The sequence below is a fragment of the Saccharothrix sp. 6-C genome (assembly GCF_016695385.1).
GTDB lineage: Bacteria > Actinomycetota > Actinomycetes > Mycobacteriales > Pseudonocardiaceae > Actinosynnema > Actinosynnema texasense.
On sequence record NZ_CP064192.1, the window covers coordinates 3,621,506 to 3,640,222 of the forward strand.

An 18,717-nucleotide genomic window follows, 5' to 3' on the forward strand; every position below is an offset into this window, starting at 1 on the left:
ATAGGCCGGTCCGGCCCCGGTGTTCACCTGGTGGGACCCACGGACGGGTGACGCCGGCGCCACACCGCGTGGTTTCCACACCGTGGGACACCTGGGCATACCCGAGACCGGGAGGCGCCTCCGCGTGTGGGAGACTTCGCGCCATGGCTCCTCTTCGCTTCGCCCTGCCCAACAAGGGCTCGTTGAGTGCTCCCGCGGCGCAAATGCTGGCCGAAGCTGGTTACCGGGTGAACAGGTCCGGCCGTGAGCTGATCGTGGCGGACCCGGCAAATGATGTGCAGTTCTTTTTCCTGCGTCCCCGCGACATCGCGGTGTACGTGGGCGAGGGGTCGTTGGACGTCGGCATCACCGGTCGTGATCTGCTGCTCGATTCCACCGTGTCGGCGAAGGAAATCCTGCCGCTGGGCTTCGGCCGGGCGTCGTTCTACTTCGCGTCCAAGCCCGGCGGCATCCACGACGCCGCCGGCCTGGAGGGCAAGCGGATCGCCACCAGCTACCCGAACCTGGTCGAGCACCACCTGGCCGACCTCGGCGTGAAGGCGCACCTCGTGCGGCTCGACGGCGCGGTGGAGACCGCCGTGGAACTCGGCGTGGCCGACGCGATCGCCGACGTGGTCGAAACCGGCATCACGCTGAAGACCTCCGGCCTGGAGACGTTCGGCTCGCCGATCCTCAAGTCCGAGGCGGTGCTGATCCAGGGCGACACGGTCGCCGACGCCCCGGACGCGGTGCGCGCCGTCGAGATCCTGCACCGCAGGCTCCAGGGCGTGCTGATCGCCCGCCGTTACGTGATCCTCGACTTCGACTGCCCGGCGGAGGCGCAGGAGGAGGCCTTCAAGCTGGTTCCCGGCATCGAGTCGCCCACCGTCTCCCCGCTGGCCCGCGAGGGCTGGGTGGCCGTCCGCTCGCTCGTGCCGCGCGACGACGCGCCGTTCATCATGGACGAGCTGTGGCGCGTGGGCGCCCGCGCGATCCTGGTCAGCTCCCTCGACACCTGCCGCATCTAGCCCGAGCGCACACCTCGAACTCCACGTTCCCGCCCTCGGGAACGTGGAGTTCTCGCGTTCCGAACGTAGGACACGCGCGTTCTGAAGGTAGGACACGCGGGTGCTAGATCCGGTCTAGCGGGCCGTCTCGCGCCTCCTCTGTGAGAGGAGGTGGCGGATGGAGCCGCTGCGCATCGCCGTGATCATCGGCAGCACCCGTGAAGGGCGCGTCGGCGACGGCATCGGCCGGTGGGTCGCCCGGGTCGCGGCACGGCGCCACGACGTCGAGCCGGTCGTGCTCGACCTGGCCGACTACGACTTCCCGCCGTGCTACCCGGGCCGGCCGACGCCCGAGGTCCGCCGGTTCACCGGGCAGGTGGCCGACGCGGACGGGTTCGTCGTCGTCACCGCGGAGTACAACCGCAGCTTCCCGGCCTCCCTCAAGCAGGCGATCGACTACGCCTACGACGAGTGGCACGCCAAGCCCGCCGGGTTCGTCTCCTACGGCTACCGCTCCGAGGGCTTCCACGCCGTCGAGCAGCTCCGAACAGTTTTCACCGAGTTGCACGTCATGACAGTGCGAACGGGTGTCGGCGTGAACCTGCTCGCGGACGAACCGCTCGACACCGAGCACCGCCGCCGTGCCGCGGAGGCGATGTTCGACCAGCTCTCGTGGTGGGCGTCGGCCCTCAAGGATGCCCGTGCCCGACGCCCTTACGTCTCCTAGCTGTGTCTCACCAAGAAGGGGAACTCCATGAACGCCATCGAAACGTCGGGCCTGGTCAAGGTCTTCGGCGACACCCGAGCGGTGGACGGCGTAGACCTGACCGTGCCCGCCGGGACGGTGTACGGCCTGCTCGGCCCGAACGGCGCGGGCAAGACCACGACGGTCCGCGTGCTGGCCACCTTGCTGCGCCCGGACGCGGGGGAGGCGCGGGTGTTCGGCCACGACGTGCGCGCCGACCCGAACGCCGTGCGCCGACTGGTCAGCCTCACCGGGCAGTACGCCTCGGTCGACGAGGACCTGACCGGCACCGAGAACCTGGTCCTGCTGGGCAGGCTGCTCGGCCACACCCGCCCGCACGCCCGTGCCCGGGCGGGGCAGCTGCTGGAGGCGTTCGGCCTGACCGAGGCGGCGGCCAAGCAGGTCAAGCACTACTCGGGCGGCATGCGCCGCCGGCTGGACATCGCGGCGAGCATCCTCAACACGCCGAAGCTGCTGTTCCTGGACGAGCCGACCACCGGCCTGGACCCGCGCAGCCGCAACCAGGTGTGGGACATCGTCCGCGCGGTCGTCGCGCACGGCACCACCGTGCTGCTGACCACGCAGTACCTGGACGAGGCCGACCAGCTCGCGTCCCGCATCGCCGTGATCGACCACGGCAAGGTGATCGCCGAGGGCACCAAGGGCGAGCTGAAGGCGTCCGTCGGGGTCGGCGCGGTGCACCTGCGGCTGCGTGACGCCGACCAACGCCCCCGGGCGCGGCAGGTGCTGGCCGAGGCGCTGGAGGCCGAGGTGCAGCTGGAGCACGACCCGGTCGCGCTGACCGCGCGGCTGGCCGGCCGGGCCACCGAGCAGGCCGCCGAGGCGCTGGCCCGGCTCGCCCGCGAGGGCATCACCGTCGACACGTTCTCCCTCGGCCAGCCCAGCCTGGACGAGGTCTTCCTGGCCCTCACCGACAAGAAGGAGGCGGCGGCGTGACCGTCACCAAGGAAGCCGAGCTGCTGCCCGCGCCCAAGGCGGAGGACCTGGCGGCGGTGCTGCTGGAGACCACGCGGCCGAACCGGCCGAGCGCGCTCTCGGCGTCGCTCACGTTCGGCTGGCGTGCCGTGCTCAAGATCAAGCACGTGCCCGAGCAGCTGTTCGACGTCACCGCGTTCCCGATCATGATGATCCTCATGTTCACCTACCTGTTCGGCGGCGCGCTGGCCGGGTCGCCGGGGGAGTACATCCAGTACCTGCTGCCCGGCATCACGGTGACCAGCGTCGTGATGATCACCATGTACACGGGCGTCGCGGTGAACACCGACATCGAGAAGGGCGTCTTCGACCGGTTCCGCACGCTGCCGATCTGGCGGCCCGCGCCGATGGTCGGCTACATCCTGGGCGACCTGCTGCGGTACGTGCTGGCGTCCACCGTGATCATGGTGGTCGGCCTGGTCCTGGGTTTCCGGCCCGGCGGCGGGTTCGTCGGCGTCGTGCTGGGCGTGGCGGTGCTGGTGGCGTTCTCGTTCGCGTTCTCCTGGGTGTGGACGATGTTCGGCCTGCTGATGCGCAGCGAGAAGTCCGTGATGGGCGTGAGCATGCTGTTCCTGTTCCCGCTCACGTTCCTGTCCAACGTCTACGTCGACCCGGCCACGATGCCGGGCTGGTTGCAGGCGTTCGTCAACGTCAACCCGATCAGCAAGCTGGTCGAGGCCGTGCGCGCGCTGATGGCGGGCGGCTTCGACGGCGACGCGATGATGTGGACCCTCGGCTACGGCGTCGTCTTCACCGTCGTCTTCGGCGCCTGGACCATGCGCCTGTACAACCGCAAGTGACCTACAGGCGAAAGCTCTCCTGTCCGGAGTAGACGCACGTCGCCCCGGTCGAGACGGTCTCCCTCAGGTGGGCCGCGAGACCGGGGTGGCGTTCGTCCAGTTTGCGCAGGGTGTCGCGGATGCGGGCGGTGACGGTCTTGCGGGCCCGTTCGGCCTCGTCGCCGAGCCTGCGGGTGCGGCCGGCCAGACCGGCGGCGGCACGCAGCTCGTCGAGCAGGGCGGCGCGTTCGCGGTCCAGGGCGGCGGCGCGGTCGTCGTCGGACGCGCGGTCGATCTCGTCGTCCAGCTGCGCCAGCCGACGTCGGTAGCGGGACTTCGCCTCGTCGTCCAGCACCGGGTCGCCGCCCAACCGCGCCGACGCCACCGCCTCGGGCGCGAGCAACGCCGCCGCGGCCACCGGCTCACCCGGGCTGCCGAGCAGCACGTGCAGGTCACGCAGCCCTTTCGAGTCCGGCACCCGCACGGTGACGCCGTCGTACGACAAGGCCCACACCTCACCGTCACGCCGGAACTCGCACGTGGTCCGCTCACCCCGCACCGGCGTGCCCCGCGCCCGCAACGCCTCCTCCAGGTGCTGACGAGCCCGTGCCGCCCAGGGCCGGGCACGCATCCGCTCCGCCGACAGCCGCGCCGCCGTCAACTCCGCCACCGCCTCGTCGCACCGGCCCAGCACCAGGTCCACCAGACCGAGCCACAGGTCCACCGGCCCGCTGACGTCGCACCCGTACAACGACACCAGCCACTTGCCCCGGTGCGGCGCCAACTCCTCGCGCACCCTCGCGGCCAGCTCCCGGTCACCGGCCGCGTGGGCGAACTGGGCCCGGAACCGCAGCCACAACGGCTCGAAGTACGGCTGCGACCGATCGTCCTGCTCGACGTGGACGCGGGCGGTCGCCACGTCACCACGTTCGAGGGCGGCGATGCCGGCCGGCAGACCCGGGACCGAGTAGTTGCTCGCGAGGATCTCGGGCGCCAACTCGTCCAGCTCGGCGAACCTGCCCTGCGGCAACAACAACGCCCACCGCAGGTGCAGGTACATCATCCGGAACCCGATGTGCCTGCTCGCACCCAGCTCGATCGCCTTGGCCAGCAACGCCTCCGCCTCCGCGAACCGGCCCTGCATCACGGCGATGATCGACTGGTCGATCGCGGCCGAGAAGTTGAACCGGCTCATGCCCAGCCGCTCCGACAGGGCGACGAACGCGTGCACCTGGTCGACGTAGCGCGGGTCGCCGAGCTCCACCAGCGCCACCCACCGGAACGAGGTGGCGAAGTGCTCGACGGTGTGGTCGCCGCTGCGCCGCGACACGGTCAGCAGCTCGTCGATCAACGCCAGCCGCTGCTCCGCGTTGCCGATCCCCAGCGTGGTGTCGTGCACCGCCCAGAGACCCGAGGCCAACGCGTCGTCATCGTCACCACCCCGGGCCATCTCGGTGGCGTGCAAGCTGATCTCCCGGGCCAGCACCTCCGGCGGCGCGTCCGGCGGCGGCCCGACCAACCGGGCGTACGCCTCCCGCACCAAGGCCGCCGCCCGGCCCTCTTCCTCGGCGAACCGGTACACCGCCAACGCGACGAAGGCGAACGGCGTCGGGTCGGCCAGCTCCCGCGCCCACCCCGCCGCCCCGTGGAAGACCCGACGGGCCTCGGCGGGCTCGGCGCAGTGGTACAGCTCGTTGCCGAGCTCCAACGCCACCGCGATGCGCCGCCTGACGCCCTCGGCCCGCTCCAGCGCCCGCCGGTAGTGCCCGGCGGCCTCCTCGACCGCCATCCGGCGACTCGCGTCCCGGGCCGCCGCGACGATCAGGTCCACCGCCCGGTCGGCGGTCAACCGGTCACCGGCCAGGTGCGCGTGCCGGGCCAGCTCCACCGGCGCCACCTGGTCGGCCAGGTCGCCGTCCAACGCCCGCACCACGGCCGCGTGCCGCGCGTCCACATCGGACAGCGAGCCGTACAGCGTCTCACGCACCAGGTCGTGCGCGAACGAGAACCGACCACCACCCAGCCCCAGCACCAGCCGCGCCTGCGCGGCCTGGTCGAGCAACCGGTCCACCGCCGGCACCGGCAGCGACGCCGTGGCGGCCAGCACCTTGCGGTGGAACTCGTGCCCCAGCACGGCGGCCGTCGTCAACAACTCGCCGACCTGCGCGGGCAGCAACGACAACCGCCGCCGCAACGCGTCCCGCACACCGGGCGCGATCGCCGTCACCGGCGCACCCCCGTGCCACAACCGCGCGGTCTGCTCGACGAAGAACGGGTTCCCGCCGGTCCGCAGGTGCACCTCGGCCACCAACCCCGGCTCCGGCTCTCGACCGGCCGTGCGCGCCATCAGCTCGCCGACCTCGACCGGCGACAGCCCCGCCAACGCCACCGTCGCGGCCCGGCTGAGCAACGGCGTCATCAACGGCCGCAGCGGGTGGTCCCCGGCCTCCACCTCGTTGTCGCGGTATGTGCCGACCAGCAGCACGCGCTCGAACCAGGTGTGCTGCGCCGCGAACTCCAGCAGCTTCAACGACGCCGGGTCGGCCCAGTGCAGGTCCTCCAGCACGACCACCACGGGCCGGTGCTGCGACACCGCCACCAACGCCGTCGTCACCGCGTCGTACAAGGGGAAGCTCTCCGGCGTGTGCTCCGCCGGCGCCTCGCCGAGCAGCACCGCCAGCGGACCCGGGTCCACCGACTCCCACTCCTGGACCGTCGCCGCCCGCCGCAGCGCCCGGACCACCTGCACCCACGGCCAGTACCCGGGCGCGCTGTCGGAGTCCCAACACGCCCCGCCGAGCACCAACGCCCCCACCCGCCGCGCCTGCTCGGCCGCGCCGGTCACCAACGTCGTCTTGCCGATCCCCGCCTCACCGGCGACCAGCACCAACCCGCCATGACTACCGGCCGCCCGCTCGACCTCCGCGCGCAGCACCCCAGCTGAATGATCACGTCCGATGAGTCGCATGGCAGGTGGAACCTAACCCATCCCCCCGACCCGGGTCCGGCATTCAGGCGATCCCGCCCACTCTCTTTCGCTCACCTGTGCGAACCCCCGGCCCCTCCACCGCCCGCCTTTCCGCTGGGGGACCCCGCGCGTCACCACGAACCCCGTCCTCCTGCTGAACTACCCGTCCGGCGAGGACTCCTTCAGTTCTCGGGTGACAGCTCGCTCAACCGCGCGAACGTCCCGTCCACCGCCCCGGTCAACGCCTCCGGGTCGCCGTCCGCCAACGCGTTCCCCGCCGTGAAGCACGCCAGTGCCAGTTGCGGCGCGAGCACCGCCACCTCGGCCGACGCGCCGCGTTCCAGCAAGGTGGCGCGGAAGACCTCCGACAACCTGGCGAACTTGCGCGCCGCGCGGTCCCGCAGCTCGGGGTTCTCGCGCAGCAGCCGTTCGTGCATGCGGTAGTGCTCGCCGTCCGCCGTCAGCTCCCGGCACAGGTCCGTCGCGACCGCGCGCAGCTGCGCCACCGCGCCCGTCAGGTCGGTGACCGGGGGCAGCGCCCGGTGCCGTTCGGTCAGCTCCTCGACGATCGCCTGCTCGTCGGAGAAGACGACTTCCTGCTTGTCGCCGAAGTAGCGGAAGAACGTCGTGCGGCCCACTTCGGCCCGTTCGGCGATGTCGGTGACCGTCACCGCGGCGAAGCCGCGTTCGGCGAACAGCTCGAACGCCGCCGCCACGATCTGTTCCCGCGCGCGCTGTTGCTTGCGCTCGCGCAGCGGCATCCGTTCCGGCATGGGCTCAGCATAACGGCACCGGTACGAGGTGCGGTACGGTACTGAGTACCAGTTCGAACTACGTACCAGGAGCGACCATGGGCACGACCTTGATGACCGGCGCGAGCCGGGGGCTCGGCCGCGAGGCCGCCGAACACCTGCTCCGCCACCACCCGGACCGGCGCCTGCTGGTGTTCAACCGCAGGGCCGGCCTGGCCGCCGAACTGGCCGCGGTCACCGGCAACCGCAACGTCTCCGAGGTGGTCTGCGACCTGGCGTCGTTCGCCGACATCCGCCGCGCCGCCGCCGAGGTGGAGGGACCGCTGGACGGGTTCCTGGGCAACGCGGGCCTGCAGATGGCGACCACCCGCAAGCTCACCGCCGACGGCTTCGAGATGACCTTCGGCGTGAACGTGCTGGCCTACCACCTGCTGCTGAACCTGCTCATGCCGCGCTTCACGAACCCGGCGCGGATCGTCGTGGTGGGCAGCGACGTGCACGACGCCGACCTGAACACCCTGGGCCTGATCCCGCCGCCGCGCTGGGACCACCCGCGCGAGCTGGTCAAGCCGGGCGAGGACTCCGCGAAGGAGGGCAGGCGGGCGTACGCCACCAGCAAGCTGGGCGTGATCTACCTCGTCCACGCCCTGCGGCGCCGGCTGCCCGAGGGCGTGGACGTCTACTCCTACAACCCGGGCCTGGTGCCGGACACGGAGCTGTCGCGCGACGCCGGCCGCTTCGGCCGGGCCGCGTTCCGGGCGGTCGGCAAGGTCCTGATCGCCATGCCGTTCGCGACCACGTCGGCCGCGGCCGGCCGCCTGCTGGCCGAGACGATGGCAGGACCCCGCCCCGGCGAGAGCGGCTCGTACATCAACAAGGGTGTGGTGGTCGCTTCCTCGTCGGAGTCCTACGACGAGCGGCGTGAAGAGGAACTGTGGGCCACCGCCGACGACCTGTGCGGCCTGGCCTGACCCCTCCCCGCGCCGGGCCGCTCCACCGAACGACCCGGCGCGGGTGTGCTCAACCGAGCGGCTCAACCGAGCGGCTCGACCCAGATGTTGCGGAACCTGACGTTCTCACCGGCGTCGCCGTGGTCCTGCAACCGCAACGGCCCCGCGGTGGGCCCTTCGGCGGCCCCGCCACCCGTCGACCCGTCGATCGCGAAGTCCTGGTGCACCGTGACCCCGTTCCACACCACCGTGACCCGCGCGTTCGCGATCTTGACCCCCGCGCTGTCGAACCGGGCCGCCCGGAACGTGACGTCGTACGTCTGCCACGTCTGCGGCGCGGTTCCCGGGTTGGCGGCAGCCGCTCTCTTCAGGTAGATGCTCGCGGCGTCGTCCGCCGCCAGCGGCTGCTTCCCGAAGCTGTCCAGGATCTGCAGCTCGTACCGGTCCTGGAGGTACACGCCGCTGTTGGCCCGCTGCTGTCCCGTCACGTTCGACGGCAGGTTCGGCAGCCAGAACTCCAGGTGCATCTTGAAGTCCCCGAACACCTGCCTGCTGCGGATGTCACCGCCGAGCGCCTCCACCGACCCGTTCGCCACCGGCCACGACGGGGCGCTGCCGTCGCCGTTGCGCCAGTTCTCCGTGCCGCCGCCGCTGTAGAGCGCGACGCGCTGCGCCGGGGTGACCGTGAGGTAGTCGAGGTTGACGTGCCCGACGTCCCCGCTGTCCACCTTGTACGCGATGGTGTTCGCGCCGGCCCGCAGCGTCAACGCCTCGGTGTGCGTGGCCCACGTGTCCCAGGTGCCGGTGTCGGCCAACGCCACCTGCCTGACCTTCGTCCCGTTGACGTACACGCTCACGGTCTTGGTCCCGGACGACGGGTTGGGCCCGTTGCTGTAGCGCAGGCCCACGTTGTGCGAGCCGCTCGCCGCCGCGTTCACCGCGAACCGGGTGGTGGCGCCCTGCGTGCCGTACCCGGCGACGAATCCCGAGCCGGAGTAGCCGGTGTGGTCGGTGGCGAGCCCGGCGCCGCCGGACAGGGCCGCGCTCTCGGCCTCGAACGACTGGGTGGCCGACGGCGTGCTGCCGACGAGGTTGTTGAGGGTGTACCAGGCTTCGGTGTTCCACAGCGGGACACCGGTGTTCGACGAGAACGGGCGCGGGGAGCGCAGGTGCACCACCCGGCCGGCTTTCAGGCCGTTGAGCTTCACGGTGACCTTCCGGCCGTCCGCCGACAGGGTGGCCGAGGTGACCGGCAGGCTTTCCTGGTCGACCTTGGGCCCGCCGTAGGTCGACGCCGCCGCGTACCGCCACTGCGTGGCCCGGTACCGCCCGGCCAGCCCCGCCGCGGTCTCCGCCGACAGCGGCTGGGTGTACTCGACCTCGAACCCGCCCGCGACGGCCCGCATCGCCAGCACGTCGAACGTCCGGCCGCCGTTGGGCGCGAGCTTCTGCAGGCCGTACAGCAGCTTGCCGTCCTGGCCCCAGTTGCCGCCGTCCCCGATGCCGCCGATGTAGACCGCGCCGTCCGGGCCGAGGGTGATCCGGTTGACGCCCGCTTCCAGGCCCTGCGTCATCCGGAACACCGCGCCCTGGTACTCGCCGTTGACCTTCTCCAGGAACGCGCGTTGGAGACCGCCGTAGGTGACGTCGCCGAAGACCATCTGCCCGGCGAAGGTGCCCTGGGTGAGCTGCACGGGTGTGCTGGGGGAGTTGGCGATCTCGTTCTGCGGCAGCCACAGCACGGGCGCGGTGACCGGCTGCGCGTCGAACGGGCCGGCCGGGTTGGTGTAGTGGTTGAAGAACCGGTCCTGCTTGATGTGCACCATCTTCGACGCGGGCAGGTAGCCGCCCTGGTTGTCGTTGACGAAGATGCCGCCCTCGGGGCCCCAGCCGATCCCGTTGGGCGTGCGCAGGCCGCCCGCGAGGTAGCTGACCTGCCCCGTGGCGCGGTCGACCTTCACCGTCGTGCCCCGGTTGGCCGCGGGCTGCGGGTTGGTGGTCGCGCCGCCCTCGTTGATCGCGACGGACAGGCTCAGGTAGAAGGCGCCGTCCTTGTAGAGCAGGCCGAACGCGAACTCGTGGAAGTTCCCGCCGTAGGGCCACGTCGCCACCGCGCGCGACTGGTCGACCACGTCGTCGCCGTTGGTGTCGGTCAGCTCGGTGAGCTGGTGCTTCTGCGACACGTAGATCTTGCCGTCGAGCACCTTCAGGCCCATCGGCTCGCGCAGGTTCGTCGCGATCCGCTTGGTGGTGACCCGGTCGGGCGAGGTCGCGCCGGTGACGTTGCCGAGCACCCAGATCTCCCCGGTGTCGGTGCTCTTGCCGTCCCAGGTGGCGATGGCCAGGCGGCCGTCGGGGAACCAGTCCATCGCGCTGACCCGGGGCTGGAAACCGGCGGGGCGCAGGTTGGTCAGCGTGTAGTCCGGGTGCACGGAGTTCAGCGGCAGCCCGTCGCCGGGCGAGTCGGCGCCCGTCGCGCAGTCCTTGCGGCCGGGCGCGGTGACCCGGACGACGCCGCTGTCCGTGCTGAGCGCCGAGTTCGGCACGACCGTGAATGCGGTGGCGCCCGGCGGCTTCCACTGCAGCGTCAGCTGCTGCCCGCCGTCGCGCTCGAAGTGGTCGATCAGCAGCGAGTGGTAGCCGGTCGACAGGGTGATCGAGCCGTCCTTGGGGTCCGGCCCGTGCAGCCCGTCGTGGTCGACGACCACGGCGCCGTCCACGGACAGCCGCGACCCGTCGTCGCTGAGCAGCCGGAACGCGTAGCTGCCCGCCTGCGTGACGTTGATGTTGCCGGTGACCTGGGCGGCGAACCGGTCGGCGAACCCGAAGTCGGTGGTCGAGGTCCAGTCGACGGTGGGCATGAGCTTGTCGACGTTGGGCGTCTGGGCGGGCTTGAGCGTGCAGAGCCGGTCGAGCGCCACTTGGACGTCGAAGACGCGCAACGTCACGCCCGGCTCTTGGGGTGGCACCGCGTCGCTCCGCGGATCGGCCGCGGCCGGCTGGCCCGAGCCGCCGAGCAGCAGCGCTGCCGCTAACAGGCCGAGGGCGGGGTTGCGCGTCCGTCGCGCTGTCCATCTCATGATCCATGCTCCAGGAGGGCAAGGACGACCACGCGTTGTCCGACGTCGTCGTCGCACGGTTGCAGGGTCCGCACGCGGTGGCGGGGTGGGACAGGGCGGAGCTGTGCTCGGTCGGAGGGGAGGGGCGAACGTGAGGAACCGTAGGTCGCCCGCAGTGGTCTAGTCCAGTACTTTCGCTGATTCTGACCACACTTTTGTCTGGTTATTACATAAGTCCTCTTCCTCGTACCGCCTCGCGGGGCCTCGGGCACTCTCGCCTGCCGTCCAGCCTCTTCTCCTGGCCCGACTCCGCCCCTATGCTGCTGACAGCACTGGGAGCGCTCCCAGGCCGGTGCGGCTCGTGCCCCTGCCACTGTCGGTGAAGGGACCAACGACGTGAGGTTGTCACTGATCGTCTCGCTGATAGCCCTGACCCTCGCCCCACCCGCCGCGGCCGCGGCATCGGGCGAGTGGATCGAGGCCGAGGGCGGCGCCCTGTCCGGCGTCGTGGTCGAGACGACCGTCGAGGGCTTCTCCGGCGCCGGCTACGTCGGCGGGTTCGACGAGGCCGCCGACCACGTGACCATCACGATCCCGGACAGCCCCGGCGGCCTGCACGACCTCACCGTCCGCTACGCCGCGCCGAACGGGCCCAAGAAGACCGCGGTCTCGCTCAACGGCACCCCCGTCGGCGAGGTGGCCCTGGCCGAGAGCGCGGGCTTCACCGAGGCCACCGGCGCGAAGCTGGTGCTGGCCGAGGGCGCCAACACGGTCACCTTCACCAGCGCCTGGGGCTGGTACCTCATCGACGCGATCAAGGTCGCACCCAGCGCGCCCCCCGCGCCCGGCGTCCACGAAGCCGAGGACGGCCGGCTGGACGGCACGGTGGTCGAGTCGAGCGTGGCCGGCTTCTCCGGACGCGGCTACGTCGCCGGTTTCGACAGCGGCGCCGACAGCGTGACCATCACGATCCCGGACAGCCCCGGCGGCCTGCACGACCTCACGATCTTCTACGCCACCCCGTACGGCCCGAAGACGGCGTCCCTCTCGCTCAACGGCGCGGGGCTGGGCGACGTCCAGTTCCCCGAGCACCCCACCTTCACGTCCGTCCCGGCGGGCAAGGTCCTGCTCCGCGCCGGCGACAACACGGTCACCATCACCAACAACTGGGGCTGGTACCTGATCGACGCGATCAAGGTGACGCCCAGCGCGCCGCGCGGACCGCACCAGGTCACCGGCGCGTTGACCGACCCGGCCGCCACCGCCGAGGCCAAGGGCCTGATGCGCTACCTGGCCGACAACTACGGCGAGCGCATCCTGTCCGGCCAGCAGGACCAGGCGAGCATCGACTGGGTCGAGCAGAACACCGGCAAGGCGCCCGCCATCGGCGGCTACGACCTCATGGACTACTCGCCCAGCCGGGTCGAGCGCGGCACCGTCGGCCACGACGTCGACCACGCCATCGCCCACGACCGGCGCGGTGGCGCGGTCACCCTGGCCTGGCACTGGAACGCGCCGTCCGGCCTGGTCGACCAGCCCGGCAAGGAGTGGTGGCGCGGCTTCTACACCGACGCGACCACGTTCGACCTCGCCGCCGCCCTGGCCGACCCGACCTCCGCCGACCACCGGCTCCTGATCCGCGACATGGACGCCATCGCCGTGCAGCTCAAGCGGCTCGCCGACGCGGGCGTGCCGGTGCTGTGGCGACCGCTGCACGAGGCCGAGGGCGGCTGGTTCTGGTGGGGCGCGAAGGGACCCGGCCCGGCCAAGGAGCTGTACCGGCTGCTGCACCAGCGGCTCGTCGGGCACCACGGCCTGCACAACCTGATCTGGGTCTGGAACTCCGTCTCGCCCGACTGGTACCCCGGCGACGACGTGGTCGACGTGGTCAGCATGGACTCCTACCCGCCCCAGGGCGACCACGGCCCGGTGATCGGCCCGTACGAGAAGCTGGTCGACCTCGGCGGTGACCGCAAGCTGGTGGCCCTGGGCGAGGTCGGCTCCATCCCCGACCCCGACCTGGTCCGCGCCTACCAGGCCCGCTGGTCCTGGTTCGTCACCTGGTCGGGCTCGTTCATCCAGGACGGCGTGGTCAACCCGCGCGACTTCGTGCAACGCGTGTACGACCACCCCGACGTCGTCACCCTCGACGAGCTGCCCGATTTCAAGGAGACCGAGGGCGACTGCGCCGCGACCATGCGCGTGGTGGCGCAGTGGGGCACCGGCCACCACGTCGAGATCACCCTGCGGCACCAGGAGAACTCGCCGTCCGCGGGCTGGCGGGTGACCTGGCCGCTCGCCGCGGGGCAGGGCGTCCGGCACGTCTGGGGCGCGACCGTCACCACCGACGGCACGACCGCGACGGCGAAGAACCTCGCGTGGAACGCGGCCGTCAAGCCGGGGGAGAGCACCACCTTCGGCTACCTCGCCAGTGGCTCCCCGACAGCGCCTGCCTTGACTTGCGCTATCGGGTGATCACGTCCGGTGGACCGGCGGGAGCGAACAGGGGACCGGACGCGGTGTCCGCACCCACCTCCCGCCACCACCGGGCTTGTTCCGGTGTCGTGACGTCGGCGGCGGTCACGCCGACGCCGGCGTCACGCACCACCTCCAGCACACCGGCCAACGCCCGCGCCACCGCCGATCCCGGCCGCGAGGCGGGCGACTGGGCCAGCCGCACCGCCCGCACCGGCAGCACCCCGTCGAGCAGGCGCGCCAGGTCGTCCGGCGCGGCGGTGAAGTCCTCCACCTCGACGCCCACGCCGTCCTCGGCCAGGTACTTCAGGGTGTCGGCCGCCTCGCCGCGCTCACCGGCCAACGCCTCGCCCGGCAACGCCTGCCCGGTCGACGCCTGACCGCGCTCGCCGCCGAACAACGCCCGACCCGGCGCGCCGAGCCGCAACGACGACGCGGGCAACCCGGTGGCGGCCAGCGCGTCGCGCACCACGCCGTGCAGATCCGGGTCCGCCGCCTGGCTCGGCGACAACGCCCACCGCACCGGCAGGTCCCGACCGAGCTCCCGCCGCCACGACCTGGCCTGCTCGCCCGCCGTCCGCAACGCCCACGTGCCCAGCGGCACGATCAGCCCGGTGTCCTCGGCCAGGGCGAGGCACTGCTCGTGCGGCAGCGCGCCCAACGTCGGGTGGTCCCACCGCAGCACCGCCTCGGCGGACTCCACCTGTCCGTCCGCGAGCCGCACCACCGGCCGGTACAGCACCTGGAGCTCGCCGTTCGCCCACGCGCCGGGCATGGTCGCGGCCAGGCTGAACGCGCGCCGGTCCCGGCCGTCCTGCGCCGGGTCCGACAGCTCCCACTGCCTGCGCCCGTTGCCCCTGGCCCGCCGCAGGGTGAGGTCGGCGGAGTCGAGCAGGTCCGACGGCGCCGAGTCGCGCGGCGGCCGGTGCACCACGCCGATCGTGGCCGACACCGCCACCCGCGCGCCGCCGGAGTGGAACGGCGCGGACAGCAGGTTGTTGATCCGCCGGACCGTGGTCACCACGTCGGGCGTGGTCGGCGTGTTCTCGACCAGGATCGCGAACTCGTCGTGCCCGAACCGGGCGACCATCGCGTTCTCCTCGGCCATGACCGCCTGCAGCCGCCCGGCGACGACCTTGAGCACGTGGTCGCCGACCTCGCGGCCGAGACCGCCGGTGATCCGGGAGAAGCCGTCGAGGTCGAGGTGGAACACGCTGACGCCGGTGCCCGGGTCGGCCGTGCGCAGCGCCTGCTCCAGCCTGCTGGTGAAGAACTGGCGGTTGGGCAGCCGGGTCAGCACGTCGTGCAGCGCCTGGTGGTTGAGCTGGCCCTGCAGGAGGTTGACGTCGGTGGCGTCCTCCACGAGCACGACCACCTGGGCCCGGCCTTCGAGGCGGCGCAACGGCGACAGCGTGAGCATCACCCAGGCCGGCTCGCCGTCACCGCGCACGAGTTGGCGGGGCTGGGTGATGGACGCCGTGCCGCTGTCGGCCAGCTGCCCGAAGTCGGCGCGCAACGCCACCCGCTCGTCCGGGTGGGCCAGCTCGAACAGCGACGACCCGGCCAGCTCGGCGGGCGGCCGGTCCACGATCCGGGCCAGCGCGCCGTTGGACCGCACCAGCGTGCCGTCCGGGTCGGCGGTGGCGATGCCGGTGGACAGGTGGTGCTCCAGCAGCTCGAACCTGGCCTCGCCGTACTGGAGCTCCACCTGCGCCTCGCGCATCGCCTTGTACAGCGAGCGGCCGAGCTGCTCCTGCTGGGCCAGCACGGTGGCGCGGACCTTGTCGACGAAACCCGCCGAGAGCGAGGCGATCACGTCGACCACGCGTTCGCGCAGCCTGTCCGGCGGCGTGAGGGCGGGCACGGCGAGCAGGCCCTTGGTCAGGATCTCCACCGAGACCTGGAGCGCCTCGGCGGTGGCGCAGTTCAGGTCGACCAGCGCGACGCCGACCTCGCGGCCGGTGCGCTGCGCCGGCGACTCGCCCGCGACACCCGCGCACAGCCGTTCGACCAACCCGAGCAGCTGCCGTTCCAGCTCGGCGTTGGTGAGCGGGACGAACGTGCGGGAGCTGAGCAGGTAGGCCCACTTCTTGGCGAGCTTCGTCCGGGCCCGCGGCCCGTCCGCGTCCTGGGGGAGCGCGGCGGTCATCAGCGGTCCCCTCCCGATCCTCGACCGGCCGCCGGGTCGGGCTTGCGGCCGACACCCGCCCAGACCTGGTTGTTGTCCTCGGCCTGGTCGGCGATGTCGCCCGCGCCGCCGGGCCGCCACAGCGCGTGCCCCACCACACCCGGCTCTATCAGCTCGTAACCGTCGAACAACTCCGCCACCTCGGCGTGCGTGCGGTACACCAGGTTGTCCTTCGACCTGCTCTCGCGCACGGTGTCCGCCGCCCGCCGCATCGTCTCCGCGCGGTCGTCGGCGGTGGCGTGCGAGATCACCACGAAGCTGCCCGGGGCCAGCCGGTCGCGGTACCGGGCGAGCAGCCTGCCCGGCTCCTCCTCCGGCCGCACGAAGTGCACGACCAGCAGCAGGAGCAGCGCGACCGGCTCGTCGAAGTCCAGCAGGTCGGTCACCTCGGGCCGGCTCAGCACGTCCGCCGGCTCACGCAGGTCCGCCTGCACGGCCGTGGCGTTCGCGTCGTCGGCCAGCAGGAGCCGGCTGTGCGCGATCGCGACCGGGTCCTTGTCGACGTAGACGACCCGGCAGCCCGGCGCCACCTCCTGCGCGATCTCGTGCACGTTGCCCGCGGTGGGTATGCCCGAGCCGATGTCGAGGAACTGCCGCACACCCCGTTCGGCGAGGTGCGTGACCGCGCGGCGCAGGAACGACCGGTTCAGCCGGACCAGGTCGCGCGCGCCGGGCAGGACCTTCAGCATCTCGTCGCCCATGGCCCGGTCCACGGCGAGGTTGTGCGCGCCGCCGAGCAGGTAGTCGTAGGTCCTGGCCACGCTCGGCACCGTGGTGTCGACGCCTTCGGGCATCCAGTCCAGGTCGCTCATGACGCGCTCCGGGCTTTCGCGAATCGATCGGGGACGGGGCGGACCAGGACATCCAACTCCTCGGGTCGCGTGGGCACCAGCGAATTCGGGAACTTAACTCCAATGCGCGATCCCACTTCGCGTCGAACGGCGCATAGAGTGCACGCCGATGAACGCCGAGGCCACCGGCAAAACCGAGTCGTCCACGGTTCCGAGGTGATTACCGCTGCTCAGGCAAGCCGCCGCCAGGTCGTGAGGTCTTCGGGAACGGCCTGGTCAGCGCCGTCGACGAATCCTACCGAAACCCCGGCCGACATCGACCGACCCACCCGCGTCCCACGGCCGATCGCTTATCTGGTATTCCGAGACGATTGACCGCACCACGCGTCGGTCCGGCGAATTCCTACCGAGGTGGACAAATGCCGGAGCCGGTCACCGACAACCGCACGTCACGCCCGTCGCACTCCCTGATGGAGGTCGTCTTCCTTGCGGTACTCACTCGCCGCCTGCCTGGTGGCGCTCATGGCGGTGTCGTCGCCGACGCCCGCGTCCGCCTCGACCGACGCCCCCTGCCGTGACGTCGACGTGCCGGTGACCGTCCTCGGTCACCGCGAAGTCGTGCACGGCTCGCTGTGCGCGCCGACCGGCGCCACCACCGTCCACCTGCTCATCCCCGGCTCCACCTACAACAGCGCCTACTGGGACTTCCCGGACGGCAGGCACTCGTTCCGCGCCGCGCAGAACGCCGCCGGGATCGCCACCTTCGCCGTCGACCGGCTCGGCACCGGGCGCAGCTCGAAGCCCCTCGCCGTGACGCTGACCGCGTTCGCGCAGGCCGACGCCATGCACCAGGTCGTGCTGGGCCTGCGGGCCGGCGCGCACGGGCCCCGGTTCAGCCGGGTCGTCATCGGCGGCCACTCGCTCGGCGCGGCGATCGCCGCGGTGGAGGCGGGCACCTACCACGACGTGGACGGCGTGCTGCTGACCGGCATGACGCACCGGGTGAACCCGGTCGGCGTGGCGGCGGCGTTCGCGAACTTCCGCCCGGCCAACCTCGACCCGAAGTTCGGGCTGCTCCACCCGCTCGGCTACCTGACCACCGCGCCCGGCACCCGGTACGACAGCTTCCACGCGCCGGGTGAGCTCGTGCCGGACGTCATGGAGCTGGAGGAAGCCACCAAGGACGTCTTCTCGCCGACCGAGGCCGTCGACGGGCTCGGCGTCGCCGTGCTGCTGCCGTTCAGCCTGCTGATCGACGTGCCGGTGATGACCGCCGTCGGCTCGCGCGACGCGGCGGTGTGCGGCCCGCTGGCCACGGACTGCTCGACGTCGGAGACGCTGCACGCGGCCGAGGCGCCGTACTTCCGGGCCCCGCTGCGGGCCTACGCGCTGCCCGGCTACGGCCACTCGATCAACCTCGCGCCCAACGCGCGGGACTACTACTCGGCGGTCTCCTCCTGGGTCTCGCAGGAGGTGGGCCGCTGACCGGTGGTGCGGGGTCCGCACGCGCCGCGGACCCCGCACCACCGCGCCCTCACCCGATCGGCACTTCCGCCCACACCACCTTGTGGTCCTCGTGGTGGTCGAACCCCCAGCGCACGGACAGCCGGTTGACCAGCAGCAGCCCGGTGCCCGCCGTCGGGTGGTCCGGTCTGCCGAGCACGGGCAGCAGGCTGGGGCTGCGGTCCTCCACCTCGACCCGCAGGACCTGCCGGTCGTCCAGCCGCCGCATCCGCATCCGCCACGGCCCTTCCGCGTGCCGCCGCGCGTTGCCCACCAGCTCGGTGGCGATCGACGCGAGTTCGGCGACGCGCTTCCCGTCTACCCCATAAGCGACCTGTCGCACCCAACCGGCGATGCCGTCGGGTGTTTGGACGCCGCCCAGCGCCAGGTCGAGCCCGTCGTCAGGCAGGTCCACCGTATTCATCGCACGCTCCTCCGGCACCCTGTCTGCTCAAGGCGCACGCACGAGGTAACCGTTCGACGAACGGGTCAAACCCGGATCTCCACCACATTTTTCCGGTGACG

At 71.8% G+C, this 18,717-nt stretch carries 13 protein-coding genes; 7 read left to right on the top strand and 6 right to left on the bottom strand.

The features are described 5' to 3' along the window. The first annotated feature begins 143 nt into the window (after positions 1-143). The 4 genes from hisG (at position 144) to IOD16_RS15505 (ending at position 3,527) form a co-directional block, all read left to right on the top strand. On the top strand, positions 144-1,007 hold the full coding sequence (gene hisG, locus IOD16_RS15490; RefSeq protein WP_123741404.1) for an ATP phosphoribosyltransferase: 864 nt from the start codon (positions 144-146) through the stop codon (positions 1,005-1,007). A gap of 157 nt (positions 1,008-1,164) precedes the next feature. Then, a complete protein-coding gene (locus tag IOD16_RS15495) occupies positions 1,165-1,713 on the top strand; it encodes an NADPH-dependent FMN reductase (protein WP_201440622.1) in 549 nt (182 codons plus the stop codon). A 27-nt stretch (positions 1,714-1,740) separates the two neighbouring features. Continuing rightward, positions 1,741-2,688, top strand: coding sequence for an ATP-binding cassette domain-containing protein (locus IOD16_RS15500; RefSeq protein ID WP_123741406.1), 948 nt, complete (start codon positions 1,741-1,743; stop codon positions 2,686-2,688). Then, a complete protein-coding gene (locus tag IOD16_RS15505) occupies positions 2,685-3,527 on the top strand; it encodes an ABC transporter permease (RefSeq protein ID WP_123741407.1) in 843 nt (280 codons plus the stop codon). Before IOD16_RS15500 ends, IOD16_RS15505 begins: the two co-directional genes overlap by 4 nt. A gap of 1 nt (position 3,528) precedes the next feature. On the opposite strand, the gene IOD16_RS15510 is transcribed toward IOD16_RS15505, so the two are convergent. Then, a complete protein-coding gene (locus IOD16_RS15510; RefSeq protein ID WP_201440623.1) occupies positions 3,529-6,474 on the bottom strand; it encodes an ATP-binding protein in 2,946 nt (981 codons plus the stop codon). Positions 6,475-6,656: 182 nt separating this feature from the next. After that, the gene (locus IOD16_RS15515) at positions 6,657-7,247 is read right to left on the bottom strand and encodes a TetR/AcrR family transcriptional regulator (RefSeq protein WP_123741409.1); all 591 of its coding nucleotides are present in this window, start codon (positions 7,245-7,247) and stop codon (positions 6,657-6,659) included. Positions 7,248-7,324: 77 nt separating this feature from the next. Here IOD16_RS15515 and IOD16_RS15520 point away from each other — a divergent pair, with 77 nt between their 5' ends. Beyond that, entirely contained in the window at positions 7,325-8,197 is an 873-nt protein-coding gene (locus tag IOD16_RS15520; protein WP_201440624.1) for an SDR family NAD(P)-dependent oxidoreductase, read from the top strand. A gap of 62 nt (positions 8,198-8,259) precedes the next feature. On the opposite strand, the gene IOD16_RS15525 is transcribed toward IOD16_RS15520, so the two are convergent. Next, entirely contained in the window at positions 8,260-11,256 is a 2,997-nt protein-coding gene (locus IOD16_RS15525) for a family 16 glycoside hydrolase (protein ID WP_201440625.1), read from the bottom strand. Between the two features lie 375 nt (positions 11,257-11,631). Here IOD16_RS15525 and IOD16_RS15530 point away from each other — a divergent pair, with 375 nt between their 5' ends. Next, on the top strand, positions 11,632-13,710 hold the full coding sequence (locus IOD16_RS15530; RefSeq protein ID WP_201440626.1) for a glycosyl hydrolase: 2,079 nt from the start codon (positions 11,632-11,634) through the stop codon (positions 13,708-13,710). Here IOD16_RS15530 and IOD16_RS15535 read toward each other — a convergent pair. Together IOD16_RS15535 and IOD16_RS15540 are read right to left on the bottom strand one after the other, a co-directional pair. Next, positions 13,700-15,859 (bottom strand): putative bifunctional diguanylate cyclase/phosphodiesterase, encoded by a 2,160-nt coding sequence (locus IOD16_RS15535; protein ID WP_201440627.1) that lies wholly within the window; start codon positions 15,857-15,859, stop codon positions 13,700-13,702. The two genes, IOD16_RS15530 and IOD16_RS15535, sit on opposite strands and share 11 nt — an antisense overlap. Continuing rightward, on the bottom strand, positions 15,859-16,710 hold the full coding sequence (locus IOD16_RS15540) for an SAM-dependent methyltransferase (RefSeq protein ID WP_201440628.1): 852 nt from the start codon (positions 16,708-16,710) through the stop codon (positions 15,859-15,861). Before IOD16_RS15540 ends, IOD16_RS15535 begins: the two co-directional genes overlap by 1 nt. 465 nt (positions 16,711-17,175) lie before the next feature. Between IOD16_RS15540 and IOD16_RS15545 the strand changes: the two genes are divergently transcribed. After that, positions 17,176-18,174 (top strand): alpha/beta hydrolase, encoded by a 999-nt coding sequence (locus tag IOD16_RS15545; RefSeq protein WP_236595007.1) that lies wholly within the window; start codon positions 17,176-17,178, stop codon positions 18,172-18,174. A gap of 49 nt (positions 18,175-18,223) precedes the next feature. On the opposite strand, the gene IOD16_RS15550 is transcribed toward IOD16_RS15545, so the two are convergent. Next, complete coding sequence (locus IOD16_RS15550; protein WP_148088658.1) at positions 18,224-18,616, bottom strand: ATP-binding protein; 393 nt, start codon at positions 18,614-18,616, stop codon at positions 18,224-18,226. Between the last annotated feature and the right edge of the window lie 101 nt (positions 18,617-18,717).